13 protein-coding genes are annotated in these 13935 nt (G+C 70.4%); 5 read left to right on the top strand and 8 right to left on the bottom strand.

What is annotated here, in order from left to right:
* Window positions 1-32: 32 nt before the first annotated feature.
* From IEY73_RS07270 to IEY73_RS07245, 6 genes are all read right to left on the bottom strand, one after another.
* A complete protein-coding gene (locus tag IEY73_RS07270) occupies window positions 33-932 on the bottom strand; it encodes an aldolase (RefSeq protein WP_189078297.1) in 900 nt (299 codons plus the stop codon).
* Window positions 929-1840, bottom strand: a complete 912-nt coding sequence (locus IEY73_RS07265) for a carbohydrate kinase family protein (RefSeq protein WP_189078296.1) — start codon at window positions 1838-1840, stop codon at window positions 929-931. Before IEY73_RS07265 ends, IEY73_RS07270 begins: the two co-directional genes overlap by 4 nt.
* 4 nt (window positions 1841-1844) lie before the next feature.
* A complete protein-coding gene (locus IEY73_RS07260; RefSeq protein WP_189078295.1) occupies window positions 1845-2687 on the bottom strand; it encodes a carbohydrate ABC transporter permease in 843 nt (280 codons plus the stop codon).
* Window positions 2680-3678 (bottom strand): carbohydrate ABC transporter permease, encoded by a 999-nt coding sequence (locus IEY73_RS07255; protein ID WP_189078294.1) that lies wholly within the window; start codon window positions 3676-3678, stop codon window positions 2680-2682. The genes IEY73_RS07260 and IEY73_RS07255 overlap by 8 nt, the downstream gene beginning before the upstream one ends.
* An 11-nt stretch (window positions 3679-3689) precedes the next feature.
* A complete protein-coding gene (locus IEY73_RS07250; protein WP_189078293.1) occupies window positions 3690-4988 on the bottom strand; it encodes an ABC transporter substrate-binding protein in 1299 nt (432 codons plus the stop codon).
* 918 nt (window positions 4989-5906) lie between these two features.
* Window positions 5907-6569 carry a TetR/AcrR family transcriptional regulator gene (locus IEY73_RS07245; protein WP_189078292.1) on the bottom strand — a complete coding sequence of 221 codons (663 nt, stop codon included), beginning with the start codon at window positions 6567-6569 and terminating at the stop codon, window positions 5907-5909.
* 77 nt (window positions 6570-6646) lie between these two features.
* On the opposite strand from IEY73_RS07245, the gene IEY73_RS07240 reads away from it, so the two are divergent.
* On the top strand, window positions 6647-7588 hold the full coding sequence (locus tag IEY73_RS07240; protein WP_189078291.1) for an LLM class F420-dependent oxidoreductase: 942 nt from the start codon (window positions 6647-6649) through the stop codon (window positions 7586-7588).
* Between the two features lie 236 nt (window positions 7589-7824).
* Here IEY73_RS07240 and IEY73_RS07235 read toward each other — a convergent pair whose 3' ends face one another.
* Window positions 7825-9432 (bottom strand): AfsR/SARP family transcriptional regulator, encoded by a 1608-nt coding sequence (locus IEY73_RS07235; protein WP_189078290.1) that lies wholly within the window; start codon window positions 9430-9432, stop codon window positions 7825-7827.
* A gap of 173 nt (window positions 9433-9605) precedes the next feature.
* On the opposite strand from IEY73_RS07235, the gene IEY73_RS07230 reads away from it, so the two are divergent.
* The 4 genes from IEY73_RS07230 to IEY73_RS07215 all read left to right on the top strand — a co-directional run bounded on the left by IEY73_RS07230 (window position 9606) and on the right by IEY73_RS07215 (window position 13325).
* Window positions 9606-10208: a TetR/AcrR family transcriptional regulator gene (locus tag IEY73_RS07230; RefSeq protein WP_189078289.1), complete on the top strand. Its 603-nt coding sequence runs from the start codon at window positions 9606-9608 to the stop codon at window positions 10206-10208.
* Window positions 10205-11209, top strand: coding sequence for a type I glyceraldehyde-3-phosphate dehydrogenase (gap, locus tag IEY73_RS07225; RefSeq protein WP_189078288.1), 1005 nt, complete (start codon window positions 10205-10207; stop codon window positions 11207-11209). The genes IEY73_RS07230 and gap overlap by 4 nt, the downstream gene beginning before the upstream one ends.
* Window positions 11210-11422: 213 nt before the next feature.
* Window positions 11423-12838: a ferredoxin reductase family protein gene (locus IEY73_RS07220; protein WP_189078287.1), complete on the top strand. Its 1416-nt coding sequence runs from the start codon at window positions 11423-11425 to the stop codon at window positions 12836-12838.
* Window positions 12839-12854: 16 nt separating this feature from the next.
* Complete coding sequence (locus IEY73_RS07215) at window positions 12855-13325, top strand: FMN-binding protein (protein ID WP_189078286.1); 471 nt, start codon at window positions 12855-12857, stop codon at window positions 13323-13325.
* A gap of 18 nt (window positions 13326-13343) precedes the next feature.
* On the opposite strand, the gene IEY73_RS07210 is transcribed toward IEY73_RS07215, so the two are convergent.
* Window positions 13344-13805 (bottom strand): helix-turn-helix domain-containing protein, encoded by a 462-nt coding sequence (locus tag IEY73_RS07210; RefSeq protein ID WP_189078285.1) that lies wholly within the window; start codon window positions 13803-13805, stop codon window positions 13344-13346.
* Window positions 13806-13935 lie beyond the last annotated feature (130 nt).

Below are 13935 nucleotides of genomic sequence, written 5' to 3'. Positions count from 1 at the left end.
GCCGCACTCCCAGTCGTCCGTTCGGAGGAACACTACGGTTTCCGCGTCTCGGCCACGATGTCGGCCAATGCGCGCAGCCGCTGCGTCGATCGTCCGGCCAGCGCGCCCGCCGGGTCCGGGTCGGCCACCGTGTCGGCCCAGATCGCCCGGCCGGCCAGGAAGCCGTGCGCCCCGCCGAGACATGCCTGCCGCACCGCGGGGGCGAAGTCGTCCTGCTCAACGCCGTTGGACAGGACCACCCACGGCATCGCGACGATCTCGGACAGGGTCTCCGCAAACGCGCGTACCGCGGAGACGTCGCCGGGCAGATACCCGGGGACCTGAGCCTTGTAGACGCTGCCCCCGAGCGGCGCGATCTCCCGGGCCGCGTCAAGCACCGCCTGCTGCCGGGACGCCGGGGTGTCCCACGTCTCGCCGATGCGCGGCTGCGACACCGCCTCGACCAGGCTCGCCACCCCCGCCTCCCGGGCCACCGCCAGGAACGACCGCACCAGCTCGGCGCGCCGTTCCTCGTGCCCGTCCGGGCGCCAGATCACCAGCAGCTTGATCGCCACGGCACCGACCTGCCGGATGAACGCCGCGGTGACCTCGGTGTCCAGCGTGGTGTCCAGCACCGGCTGGCCCGGTGGCTGGTGCAGCACGTCGGCCGCCAGGATCAAGGCACAGTCCGGCGCGACCTCCTCGGGCCGGCGCTCGGTGACCGCGTACGGCCGGTCGAGCAGCACCGCCGAGGCGTACGGGGTGAGGATGCGCGCGGCGGTCTGCTTGAACGACCGCAGCGCATCGTCATCCGCCTCACGTCCGTCGACGACCGGGAACATCCGCCGCAGCGAGGCGCGCTGGTCGAGCGCGAGCATCGCGAAGCCGCCCTGGGGTGACCGGAGCGGCGCGACCAGATCGCCGGCTTGCTCCGCCGTCTGGTTCAGAGTCATGAGTCGTCCTTCCGTGCAGTGCCGAGGGGAAGAGCGGCGGTGCGCCGGCTCGCCAGGTATGCGGTGGTGGTGGCCGCGTCGGGGATGCCGCTGCGGCCGTCGACCGCCCGGCAGGACAGGGCGGCCGCCGCGTTGGCCCACTGGGCGGCGTCGGGCAACGTCCGCCCGCCTGCGAGCGCCGCGAGCAGCGCGCCGTGGAACACGTCCCCGGCGCCCATCGTGGAGACCATCTCGGGCGGCTCGACTCCCGGCATGTGCCGCGCCGCGCCGTCCAGCCAGAGGAAGCTGCCCTCGGCCCCGGCGGTCACCACCACGTCGCCGGCGCCGGCCTCGGACGCGGCACGCATGCTGCCCGCGACGTCGGCGGCCGGGAATGCGGCGGCCAGCGCCGACCGGGCCGGGGCGTACAGGTCGACCAGGCTCAGGTCCAGCCCGGGGACCGGGTTTCCGCCGTCCACGCTGAGACGTGCCCCGCCGCCCGAGCCCCGCAGGGCGGTACGCGCGGCGGCGAAGCCGGTCTGGTCGACGTGCAGCCACCTCGACTCCCCGGTCGGCACTCGCGCCGGGGCCGCCGACTCGGTGGTGACGATCGTGCGGGTGCCGTCGGTCCGGGACACCAGGATCATGCTGCGGGTCGTGGTGACCCCCGGCCGTACCTCCAGCCAGCGGGTGTCCACTCCCTCGGCCGCCAGCAGCTCCCGGCTGAGGCGACCGTCCTCGTCGTCACCGACGACGCCGCAGAAGCCGACCGACGCGCCGAGCCGCGCCGCCGCCACCGCCGCGGTCGCGGCCGGGCCGCCACCGGCCACCAGGAATCCCTCGGCGAGCACCCGCTCGTCGGGGCCGGGCGTGCGGTCCAGCACCGCGATGGTGTCCACGGTGACCGCACCGGCACAGATGATGTCCACCGGTCTACTTCACCGCCCCCGCCGTCAGGCCCGCGACGAGGTAACGCTGCAACAGCAGGAACCCGGCGACGATCGGGATGCTCACCACGAGCGCCGCGGCCATCACCTGGTTCCAGTACACGTTCGCCTCGGTGGCGTACGCCTGCAGGCCCACCGACAGGGTGCGCGAGTCCGCGTTCGTGAGCTGCGAGGCGAACAGGATCTCGCCCCAACCGGTCATGAACGAATAGACGGCCACCGCGATGATGCCCGGCCGGGCCGTCGGCAGCACGATGCGGAACAACGCACCCAGCGCCGACGCCCCGTCGACGCGCGCGCATTCGTCGAGTTCCTTGGGAATGCCGTCGAAATAGCTCGCCAGCATCCAGATCGAGAACGGCAGGGTGAACGTGAGATAGGTGAGGATCAGCCCGACCCGGGTCTGATAGAGGAAGGTGAACCCGAGCGTCCGGTCGATGTTGACGAACACCACGAACAGCGGCAACAGGAACAGCACGCCGGGAAACATCTGGGTGGACAGCACCACCCCGGAGAACGTGCCCCGGCCGCGGAACCGGTATCGGGAGATCGCGTACGACGCGAACACCGCGATGAGCGCGCTGAACACCGTCGCCACGCTGGTCACGATGAGGCTGTTCACGAAGTACTTGGCCAGCGGCACCGTGGACCAGATGTCGACGAACGGGCGCAGCGTCGGCCTGGTCGGCCACCAGGAGAACGCGCCCTGCACGTCGCGCAACGGTTTCAGCGCCGACATGATCATCGTGTAGAGCGGCACCACCACGAACAGGCCCAGCGGCACCAGCACGACCCACCGGAAGATCCGGAACGACAGTTGCTCACGCATCGCGGCTGATCCTCCGGTTCCACAACGCCCATCCCCCGGCGACGAGGATCAGGAACAACATCAGCAGCGCCGACATCGCGGAGCCGAGACCGAAGTTCCAGTTGATGAACGAACTCGAATAGATATGGATGGTCAGCAGGTCGGCCGACGCCGGCGGGGTCGGCCCGAACAACACGAACGGGGTGTTGAACTCCCGGAACGTCCACAGGAACAGCAGCAGCAACAGCACCGAGTTGATCGGCTTCATCATGCCCAGCGTGACGTGACGGATCTGCTGCCAGGTGCTCGCGCCGTCGATCGACGAGGCCTGATAGACCTCGTCCGGGATGACCTGCATGCCCGCCATGGTCATCAGGAAGGCGAACGGCCACTGCTGCCAGATCGCCACGACCACCACCGACACGAAGGCGTTGCTGCCGATCAACCAGAACGGCCGGTTCCCGGTCAGGTGCAGATCGTTGGTGATGAGTTGATTCACCAGGCCGTTGTCGCGTTGCAGCATGAACTTCCAGGTGATGATCCCGGCGTACGCGGGAAGCGCGTACGGGGTCAGGAAGAGCGTGCGGATGAACCCGCGCCCGCGCCCGAAGCGTTGCAGCGCGAGGGCGGCGCACAGGCCGAGCCCGAACGAGATGCCGACGGTCAGCACGGTGAACCCGAGCGTGACACCGAACGAGCGAAGCAGTTGCCGGCCCAGCGGGCCGGAGAAGTCCAGCGCCACCGTGAAGTTGCCGAGCCCCTTCCAGGGCGCCTCCGACCAGTTCGTGATGTAGTACTGGGTCAGCTCGATGAAGCTCATCCACAGCCCGACAACCATCGGGATCACGTGGATCAGCAGTTCGAGCACGGCTGCGGGCACGAGCAGCAGGTACGGCGTCGAGCGCTTCCAGCTCAACCACTTGCGCCGTGCCTTGGTTGGTGGGGTGGCCGGGTCCGGCCCGCCGCGGGAGGTCTTTCCCGCGGCGGCCCGGCCGGGCAGCGTCGTCGCCATGGTGGTGTTCCCTACGCCGGCATCTTCTGCTGGGCCTGGTCGAGCGCGTTGCGCACATCGGCCTCGCTGACCTGCGCGCCGGTCGCCGCCTTCGCGATCAGCGACACCACCGCGCCTCCGACGTTGGCTTGGAACGCCTGCACACCCGCGACCAGTGGCAGTGGCTTGGCCCGGTTGGCCAGGATGTCGGTGAAGGTGTCCAGCTTCTGCTGGTCGTCGGTGAACGAGGCGGACACCCCCTTGACCGCCGGCAGCGAGGTGTAGGCCTTGTTCAGCGTGGCCTGCTCCGCGTCGCTGGTCATGAACTTCACGAACTGCAGCGCCGCGTCCAGGTGCTTGGTGTTCTTGAAGATCGAGATGTTCGTGCCGGCGACGAAGCTGCCGATGTCGTTCCCTCCGGACGGGGCCGGGATGGGCACGATGCCGTACTGCTCGGGGTCCATGCCGTTCTGCTTCAGCACATTGATGCCCGAGGTCTGCGCGAAGTACATCGCCGCGTCGCCGCGGGCGAAGTCACCGGCTGCCTGGGCGGAGTCGCTGTACTGGGCCGCGCTCGGGTTGACCACGTGGTAGCGCGACATCAGATCCACGTACTGCTTGACGCCGGCCACCATGCCCGGCGTGGTGAAGGTCGGCTTACCCGACGCGTCGAAGGCGTCTCCGCCGTTCTGCTGGCCGAAGATGAACGAGAAGTGCATGCTCGCGTTCACCGTGGCGCCGGGGATGACCACGCCCCACTTCTTCTTCGCCGGATCGGTCAGCTTCTGCGCGTCGGAGACGAGGTCCTCCCACGTCTGGGGTGGCTGCAGGCCGGCGTCGGAGAACATCTTCTTGTTGTAATAGAGCGCGTAGACCTGGCTGTAGATCGGGATCGACGTGGGCGGCTTGCCGGGGGCGCCCGCGGTCGCGAACGCCGAGTCGACGAAGTGGTCCTTCCCGCCGATCTTGGCGAGCGCCGCGTCGTCGAACGGATAGAACCCGCCAGTCGCCTGGAAGGTGACGGCGTTGGTGTTGCCGATGTTCAGGACATCGGGTCCCTGTCCGCTGACCGCGGCCGACAGGGTGCGGTTGGTGAGGTCGGACCAGGGCACGACCTCAAGGTTGATTTTGATCCCGGTCTGCTGAGTGAACTTCTCCAGCTCAGGAGTGAGGATCTCTTTGTCGTTGTCCAAGCTCGCGCCCTGGTTGCTGGCCCAATAGGTGAGGGTGACGTCACCCTCGGAGCCAGAGTCGTCACCGCCGCCGCAGGCGGCGAGGCCGGCGACGACGAGGAGGGCGGAGACGCCGGCAGCTAAGCCACGAAATTTCATCGAGCGACTCCCTTGACAGGGGGTGGCGAGGCGGGGTGGATCGCCTCGCCGCAGGATGTTGTCATTGGAACACCTTGTTAATCTTGGTGTCAACCGAACATCTCCTGTTGTCTTACAATCAACTTCCGGTGTCATCGGGCGGAAAATGTGACACGCGCTCCACAGTCACACACCAGAACGCGCACCCACCACGTCCCCGCCGCGCCCCCGCCCGCCACGCCACCCGGCGCCACGCCCCCCGCGCGCCACGCCCCCCGCGCGCCACGCCCCCCGCGCGCCACGACATCGCCGATCTTGGACTTTGCGGTCGGACAAGTCACTCTATATCGCTCCGATACGGGCACTCTTTCTCCAAGATCGACGCGCGCACACACCGCCAGCGCGCCGATCTTGAGTTTTGGGGGCGCAGAAAGCGACACGAACGGTTCATTTCGCTCCACTATTTCCAAGATCGACGCCATGATGCGGTCGCTCCCTGGCGGGTCCGTCCGACCGTGGGGTCGATCGGCACCAGCAATGTCGGCGTGGGCCGTGTGGCCCCCCAGCGCCGGCTCGCGGCCGTGGACCGGTCGTCGATCCATGCCGCCGGACCATCACCGACCACGGCGTCGACCGCCGGAGCCTTGAGCTCGGGCTCGAACGGAACCGGCGGGAACCGGACGAATGGCAACGGCTCCGCTTCAAGGAGGGGAAGGAAGCGGGTGTTTGCGTTGTCCCCCAGGCGGTCGCCCACCAGAGTTCACCGACGGCCGCCAGCGCACGAATCCACTCGCCATGATCCGGGTGGTAGCGGACCGGCTCCTCGACCTCGAAACAGCACTCGTTCCCGGCACCCGGCGGAACAGATGGGTGCGGCGAACGGACTGAGTACGCCGTCGAGGTCCAGCAGGCCGACCGGCGTGAGGCGTTCCGCCATGCTCATCGGCCGATCAGCGCGCGAGCGGCGGCGACGGCCCGCTCGGCGATGTCATCGACCACGCTGTCACCGTGGGCGTAAAAGCCGTCCACGTACAGCGAAACGTATCCGTGCGCGACCGCGATCACCGCCTCGATCTGCCGCACGGCGTCCAGGTGTGCGCGGACGGCGGTCGCCGTCGACAGGTCGAGCAGCACGGTCATCAGCGCGCGCGTCTCCTCGCGCCGCTCGTGGTCGGCGAGGCTGGCCAGCTCGGGGGCGAAGACGACCGGGAAGCCGGCACCGGTACGCACCGCGTACCGCACGTATGCTCCGGCGACCGCGGCCAGCCGGGCCCGCGGATCCGCGGCGGCATCGGCCGCGGCGGCATCGGCTGCGGCGGCATCGGCCGCGGCGGCATCGGCCGCGGCGGCATCGGCCGCGGCGGCATCGGCTGCGGCCGTGAACGCGGCGCGCAGGTCAGCGGCTGCCGCGGCGGCGACCGCCGCGAGCAGGTGGGCTCGGTCCGGGAAGTGCCGATAGGGAGCCGCCGAGCTGACGCCCAGCCGGCGCGCGACGGCGGCCACCGAGAAGCGCTGCAGGCCGCTCTCGGCGAGCACCTCGAAGCTCGTCGCGATCAGCGCCGCCCGCAGACCGCCGTGGTGATAGCCGCGCTCCGCCGACACGGCCGCCCCCTTCTTGCCGTTGGCGTAAAAGGGCTCTTACATTAGCAGTGATAACCCTCTTACATACCGGAGGAAACGTGAGCATCCGGCTCGGGTACCAGATTCCCAACTTCACCTATCCCGACGTGCCGGCCGATCGACTCTTCGACACCGTCGCCGCGCAGGCCCGCGAGGCGGAGGGAGCCGGCTTCGACACCGTGCTGGTGATGGACCACTTCTATCAGCTACCCGGCATCGGCGCGCCGGAGAACAACATGATGGAGGCCTACACGACGCTGGGCGCGCTCGCCTCGGCCACCTCGACGATCCGGCTGTCCACACTGGTCAGCGGCAACACGTACCGCAATCCGGCGCTGCTGGCGAAGACCGTGACCACCCTCGACGTGGTCTCCAAGGGTCGCGCCATCCTCGGCATCGGCGCGGGCTGGTTCGAGCGCGAGCACCACGACTACGGCTTCGAGTTCGGCACCTTCGGCCAGCGTTTCGAACGGCTGGAAGAGGCTCTGACGATCATCTCGCCGATGCTGCGCGGCGAGCCGGCCAGCCTCGATGGCAAGTGGTACACCGCGCGCGGCGCGATGAACAACCCGCGGCTGCGCCCGACCATCCCGATCATGCTGGGCGGCAGCGGCGAGCGGAAGACGTTCCGGCTGGCGGCCCGGTTCGCCGACCACATGAACATCATCTGCGACGTCGACGTGCTGGCCCACAAGGTCGCCGTGCTGCGCCAGCGGTGCGAGGAGATCGGCCGCGACCCGGCCACGCTGGCGACCAGTTACCTGGCGATGGGTCTGGTCGGCGAGACCGAGCAGGAGGTGAAGGAGCTGGCCGGGCTCGTCCCGGAGGACCGTCGCAGCCGCGCCTTCATCGGCACCCCCGACCAGGTGGCCGAGCAGTTGCAGGAACGGGTGCTGGGTGCCGGGATCGACGGCATCACCATCAACATGGTGCCCAACGGCCACCGGCCGGGCATGGTCGCGGCGCTGGGCGCCGCCTTGAGCCCGCTCGTCTCGGCCTAGATCCTCCCCGCCCGCCGGGCCCGGTTTGCGCCGGTCCCGGCGGAGCGTGGGGTGTGCGCGACGGTCGAGCTGACGCGGCTCCACTCCGGGCATGCTCCGGTTTCATCCCCGTCGGCCCGGCAGACCCGGCCCACCTCAGCGGCAGGCCGGGCACCTGGTATCAGCGCGACCTGGAGCCGCCGGGTCGGTCCGGGCCGTCCATCGCCGGCGACGACGCGATGCGGTGACCGCAACGTTTATGCCGGGCCCGCCCCTTCACGTACGCGTGGAGCAGGACGTGGCGGACATGGCGGTCGGGCACATGCTCGACGCGCGCGGTGAAGCTCGCGGGCCAGCGTGTCGAGGCTGGGCTCCGGCCGCGTCGCCGCGCTGGCGGCGATGAGCGCCAGCGCGAGTGGCAGCCGGGCGCACCCGGCGATGATGTCGGCGGTCGCGTCCGGCGCCGCCGCCAGCCGGGTTGTGCCCAAGCGTTCGGCCAGCATGGCGTGCGCCTCGACCGTCGACAACGCCTCCAGGGTGAGCAGCTCGGCCCCTTCCGCGGCTACCAGCCCGATGAGCTGATCCCGGCTGGTGACCACGACGAGGCTGCCCGGCGCGCCGGGCAGCAGCGCCCGAACCTGGTGGGAACTGCGCGCATTGTCGAGGACCAGGAGCATCCGGCGACCGTCCATCAGCGACCGGTACGTGCTGATCTGCTCGTCCCGGTCGGACGGCAGTTCGGCGTCCGGTACGCCGAGGGCGCGCAGCATCCGGTTCAGCGCCTGTGCCGTGGTCACCGGTTGGCCGGGGTGGTAGCCACGAAGGTTCAGGTACACCTGGCCATCCGGGAAGGTGTCCGCCACCCGTCGGGCCCAGCGCACGGCCAGAGCGGTCTTGCCCACCCCGGCCGTACCGGCGATCACGATGAGGGTCGGCCCGCCGGCGTGATCCAGCCGCGCGATCAGGCCGTTCAGCCGCGTCATCTGCGCGTGGCGGCCGGTGAATCCGCGTACGTCCGGGGGAAGCTGCCGGGGCACGGGCGTGCGACCCGCCGGTGTGTCCGCCGTGGACGTGCGGCCGCCCGTCAGGATGTTGACGTGCAATCGCTGCAGCTCGTCGTTCGGTTCGATGCCCAGTTCGTGGATGAGACGACGGCGGAGCTCCTCGTACGCCGTCAGCGCGTCAGACCGGCGGTCGTCGGCCGCCAGCGCGGTCAGCAGGAGCTCCCACAGCCGCTCCCGCAGCGGATACGCGCCGGTCAGGGCGACCAATTCACTCACCGCTGCGGCGTGCCGGCCCAGACGCAGGTCGACGTCGAGGCGGCGTTCGAGAGCCCGCAGCCGCTGTTCCTCCAGCCACGGTAGCGCCGCGCCGCGCAGCAGCTCCGACGGGACGTCCGCGAGTGGGTCGCCGCGCCACTCGGCCAGCGCACCGGCCAGGGTCGTCGCCTCCCGAACCGCGTCGCCGGCCTGCGCCGCGCGGTCGGCTTCCCGCAGCCGGCGCCGGAATCGCAGCAGGTCGAGCTGCCCCGCCGCGACGTCGATCAGATAACCGTCCGAGCAAGTCACGATCGCCGCCGCGGACCCCGGCGACAGGGTGTCCAAGATGGATCTCAGGCGGGTGATGTGAATCTGCAGGGCCTTGTGCGGGTGGTCCGGCGGGCCGGATCCCCAGACCGCTTCGACGAGCCGTCCGGTACGCACCTGGCGGCCGGCATCCAGCAGCAGGGCGGCCAGCAGGATGCGGTGTTTCGGCGACCTGATGGGCGCGACCTTCTCGCCGACGCGCACCTCAAGCGGGCCCAAGAGCCCGAACCACAACGTCGCCGCCGTGGCGGTACGGCGGCGACGACTCGTTTGCACCATCAACTCAGTCCCCCGATCGTGAGGCGATGACGTCACGACCCACGATCGATGACGGCCGCTTCTCCGTCCGGGCCTTTCGGTTCTGCCCGAAATGATCCCGGGCGGCCCGCGACACGGAGACGTCGACGGCAAAGGGCTTGCGCTGTACCTACTGGTATGTACAGACTGTCCGCATGGACTCGCGCCAACTGCTGATCGACACGATGAGCCAGCTCATGTGGGAGCGCGGCTACGCCGACACCAGCCCACGTGACGTGCGCGAGCGGTCCGGCGTCGGTCAGGGCAGCATGTACCACCACTTCCCCACCAAGCGGGACCTGGCGCTCGCCGCCCTGGAGCGCAATGTCGCCGACCTGCTGCCCGCCGCGTCCGAGCTCGACGGTCCCGGCGATCCGATGGCCCGGATCGAGGCCTACCTGATGCGTCCCCGCGACGCCCTCAAGGGCTGCAAGGTCGGCCGGATGACCCAGGACCCGCAGGTCCGTGAGGACCCGGCGCTGCTCGCGCCGGTGCAGCGCGCGTTCGCCCAGGTCCACACCCGTTGGGTGCGGGTGCTGCGGGAGGCGGTCGCCGCCGGCGGACTGCGCGCCGACCTCGACCCCGAGCACCTCGCGCACACCCTCATGGCCGTGCTGCAGGGCGGCTATGTGCTGGCGATCGCCCAGCAGGACCCGGGCCCGTTCGACGACGCCCGCGCCGGCGCGCTCAGCCTGCTCCGGGCGGCGGCGCCATCCACACCCCATCCCACGACCACCCGGAGGAATCGAACGCCATGACGGTACGCATCGGCATCAACGGCTTCGGCCGGATCGGGCGCAGCTACCTGCGTGCGGCCTTGGCGACCAACGCCGACGTCGAAGTCGTCGCGGTCAACGATCTCACCGATCCCGGCACACTGGCCGCCCTGCTCGAATGGGACTCGGTCACGGGCCACCTGGAGGGCGTCGCCGTCGACGGCGACACGATCGCCGTACGGGACAGGCGCTTCACGGCCTTCGCGCAGCCCGACCCGGCCACCATCCCCTGGGGCGACCTCGGCGTCGACATCGTCATCGAGGCCACCGGATACTTCACCGACGGCGGCGCGGCAGCGGCCCACCTCAAGGGCGGCGCGCGGAAGGTCATCATTTCGGCGCCGGCCAAGGGCGACGTCCCCACGTACGTGCTCGGGGTGAACGACGACCGGCTCGACCCGGAGCGCCACGACGTGTTCTCCAACGGCTCCTGCACCACGAATTCGCTCGCACCCCTGGCGAAGGTGCTCCACGACTCGTTCGGCATCGAGTCCGGGCTCATGACGACGGTCCACGCCTACACCGGCGACCAGCGCCTGCACGACGCGCCGCACTCCGACCTGCGCCGCGCCCGCGCGGCGGCGGTGTCGACCATCCCGACGTCGTCGGGTGCGGCCACCGCGATCGGCAAGGTCATCCCCGAACTCGACGGGCGTCTCACCGGCGCCGCGCTGCGCGTTCCCGTCCCGGTGGGCTCGATCACGGACCTCACCGTGGTCCTCCGGCGCAGCGCCGGAGTGGCGGACGTCAACGCGGCGTTCCGCGAGGCGGCCGGCTCCCCGCGGCTGCGCCGCTATCTGCAGTATTCCGAGGCCCCCCTGGTCTCCGCGGACATCGTCGGCAACCCCCATTCGTCGATCTTCGACGCGCCGCTCACCGAGGCCGTCGGCACCCAGGTCAAGGTGTTCGGCTGGTACGACAACGAGTGGGGCTTCGCCAACCGCCTGGTCGAGTTCTCCGAACGCGTCGCCGCGGCCCTCTGACGCCCGGGGCCGGTCACCAGAGAATCGTGGCAGCAATCGACCGGCGACTATCGCATCGTGTACGCCGTCCGCGATGAGCAACTCACGGTGCCAACGCCACAGCAGACCTCTGCGGTGGCGGCGTGCCGTCGGTCAGCGGTCGCGGGATGACCGCCGCGGCGGGCGTCGTGGTTTCTTGGAATCCTCCGATTTCGCCGCGGCCAGACTTGCCCCATGACCCAGTCCAGCACCGCGATCACCGGCCGCGTCCGGCTCGCCGCGGCGCGTCCGCTCCCGCGACGGCGGGCCCCGAGGCGGTGGTGGCGCGACCTCGCGGGCTCCCTCGCCGTGCTCAGCATGGTCGTCGTGACCGCGCTCTGGATCGCGGGCGGCGGCATCCGCAACCTTTCGGGCCTCGGTGAGCCGGCCACCACGCTCGGCCGCTTGACCGGGTTGTGGGCCTCCGATCTGCTGCTCATCCAGGTGCTGCTGATGACGCGCATCCCGTGGGTGGAACGCAGCTACGGCCAGGACTGGCTGGCCCGGCGGCATCGGCTGACCGGTTTCGCCTCGTTCTGGTTGATGATCACGCACGTCACGCTCATCACAGTCGGGTACGCCCAGTCGGGTGACGGCCGGTTCCTCCGCACCGCCTGGCGCCTCGTCGCGACGTACCCGGGCATGCTCCTCGCCGCCGCCGGCACCATCCTGCTGATCCTGGTCGTGATCCTGTCGGTGCGGGCCGCCCGGCGCCGCCTGCGGTACGAGTCGTGGCACCTCCTGCACCTCTACGCCTACCTGGGTGTCGGCCTGGCACTGCCGCATCAGATCTGGACCGGCGCGGACTTCGGATTCTCCCCGCTCGCGCGCGCCTACTGGTGGGGGCTCTATGCCGCGACGCTCGGCGCGGTGGTCGCCTTCCGGGTCGCGCTGCCGCTGTGGCGTTCGGTCTACCACCGGTTGCGGGTCGCGCAGGTGGTCGCCGAGGCGCCCGGCGTGGTCTCCGTCTATCTGCGCGGCCACCACCTCGAACGGCTGCCGGTGCGAGCCGGGCAGTTCTTTCTGTGGCGGTTCCTGGACGGTCCAGGTTGGACACGCGCCAACCCGTTCACCCTGTCCGCCGGTCCCGCCCCGGACCTGCTGCGGATCACCGTGAAGGACAGCGGCGACGGCAGCCGCCGGGCTCGCCACCTGCGGCCGGGCACGCGGGTGCTGATCGAAGGGCCTTACGGCACGCTGACCACGGCGCGGTCGCAGGGGCGGCCTCCGCTGCTTATCGCCGCCGGGGTCGGCATCACCACCATGCGCGCCCTGCTCGACGACCTGGGACCGGCGGATGTCGGCGCGGTGCTGCTCTATCGGACCCGCGACCGGTCCCGGGCGGTGTTCCGCGCCGAACTGGACGACCTCGCCCGTCGGCACGGCGTCCGGGTGGTCTATCTGGAAGGCGGTCGCGCCGCGCACGGCTCCTGGCTGCCCGCCCACCGGGGCGCCGACGACGTGGCGGTCCTGCGGTGGCTGGTCCCGGACGTGGCCGACCGCGAGGCGTACCTCTGCGGGCCACCGAGCTGGATGACGTCCGTACGCGCCGATCTGCGCGCCGCGGGCATGACCGACAGTCTCATTCACTCCGAGGAGTTCGCATGGTGACCTGGCGGAGGCGCGAATGCGCCGCCTGACTCTCTGGATCGTCTCGACCGTCTGCGCGGTCGTGCTGTTGTTCAGCTACCGCACCAGTCTCCATGGCGCGGGTGCGGCATCACCACCGGCAGCCGCGCCGGGCATCGTCGGCCAGGACACCTCGTCGCCGCCGACGTCGCCGCCCACCGGCACCCGGTCGTCCTCGGTCGCCCCGAAGACCCTGACGGTCAACGGCACGGTGGCGCAGACCAGCCGCGGGCCGGTCCAGGTCCAGGTCAAGATCCGGAACAAGAGGATCACCGACGTACGGGTCCTGCGCCATCCGGACAACAGCGACCATGACACCGAGATCAACGGCTACGCCCTGCCCCGCCTGCGCGCCGAGGTGCTCCGGGCGCAGAGCGCGAACGTCGACGCGATCAGCGGCGCCACCGTGACCAGTGACGGCTATCGGGAGTCGCTGCAGGCCGCCCTGGACGCGGCGCACTTCGGATGACCCGGCGCGCGAAACGGTCTAACCCTGCAGGTGCAGACCGCCCGGCGGGGCGAACCAGCGGGTCATGAGCGCCGCCAGGCAGGCGGCAGCCGCGGCGATGAACACCCAGCGCCCCAGTTCCGGGCCGTGCGGCGCGGCCGGCGCGGGCACGGTCGGGGCGGGGGCGGCGGGGACAGGCGCGGCGGGGACGGGCGCGCGAGCGGGCTGCCGCGCCGGGCCGCGGGCCGCCTTCGCGTGCTCCCACAACGCTCGCAGCTCCGCCGGGTCACGCCCGGCCTGCCGGCAGAAGGCCTCGACCACCTGCCACGGCGGCAGCGTCTTGGCACCCAGGTAGCGAGACAGGGAGGAGTCGCTGGCCAACGCGACCTTCTCCATCTCCCGCAGAGTGCGTCCGGTCTTGCGGTGCAATGCGCGCAGCTCCGCGGCGAGGCTGGACAGCGGCTGCGCGGTGAGCTTTGACGATTCGATTCCCCCGGGCATCGGATTCCCCTTTGATCGATGCATCCCACGATGAAGCGGCATCACGCTCAGTTTATGCACGTCGATGGATGGCTGTCCCTGATCCGTCCCACATTGCCGGTGTCAGCTATGTGCCTCACGCCGCGGCAAG

The sequence above is a fragment of the Mangrovihabitans endophyticus genome, assembly GCF_014646155.1.
GTDB lineage: Bacteria > Actinomycetota > Actinomycetes > Mycobacteriales > Micromonosporaceae > Actinoplanes > Actinoplanes endophyticus.
This window is presented reverse-complemented; position numbering and strand designations above follow the sequence as displayed.

Coding starts and splice junctions, on each gene's coding strand:
- IEY73_RS07270 (WP_189078297.1), bottom strand. CDS start 932: ATGACTCTGAACCAGACGGCGGAGCAAGCCGGCGATCTGGTCGCGCCG.
- IEY73_RS07260 (WP_189078295.1), bottom strand. CDS start 2,687: ATGCGTGAGCAACTGTCGTTCCGGATCTTCCGGTGGGTCGTGCTGGTG.
- IEY73_RS07255 (WP_189078294.1), bottom strand. CDS start 3,678: ATGGCGACGACGCTGCCCGGCCGGGCCGCCGCGGGAAAGACCTCCCGC.
- IEY73_RS07250 (WP_189078293.1), bottom strand. CDS start 4,988: ATGAAATTTCGTGGCTTAGCTGCCGGCGTCTCCGCCCTCCTCGTCGTC.
- IEY73_RS07235 (WP_189078290.1), bottom strand. CDS start 9,432: ATGGTGCAAACGAGTCGTCGCCGCCGTACCGCCACGGCGGCGACGTTG.
- IEY73_RS07230 (WP_189078289.1), top strand. CDS start 9,606: ATGGACTCGCGCCAACTGCTGATCGACACGATGAGCCAGCTCATGTGG.
- gap (WP_189078288.1), top strand. CDS start 10,205: ATGACGGTACGCATCGGCATCAACGGCTTCGGCCGGATCGGGCGCAGC.
- IEY73_RS07220 (WP_189078287.1), top strand. CDS start 11,423: ATGACCCAGTCCAGCACCGCGATCACCGGCCGCGTCCGGCTCGCCGCG.
- IEY73_RS07215 (WP_189078286.1), top strand. CDS start 12,855: ATGCGCCGCCTGACTCTCTGGATCGTCTCGACCGTCTGCGCGGTCGTG.
- IEY73_RS07210 (WP_189078285.1), bottom strand. CDS start 13,805: ATGCCCGGGGGAATCGAATCGTCAAAGCTCACCGCGCAGCCGCTGTCC.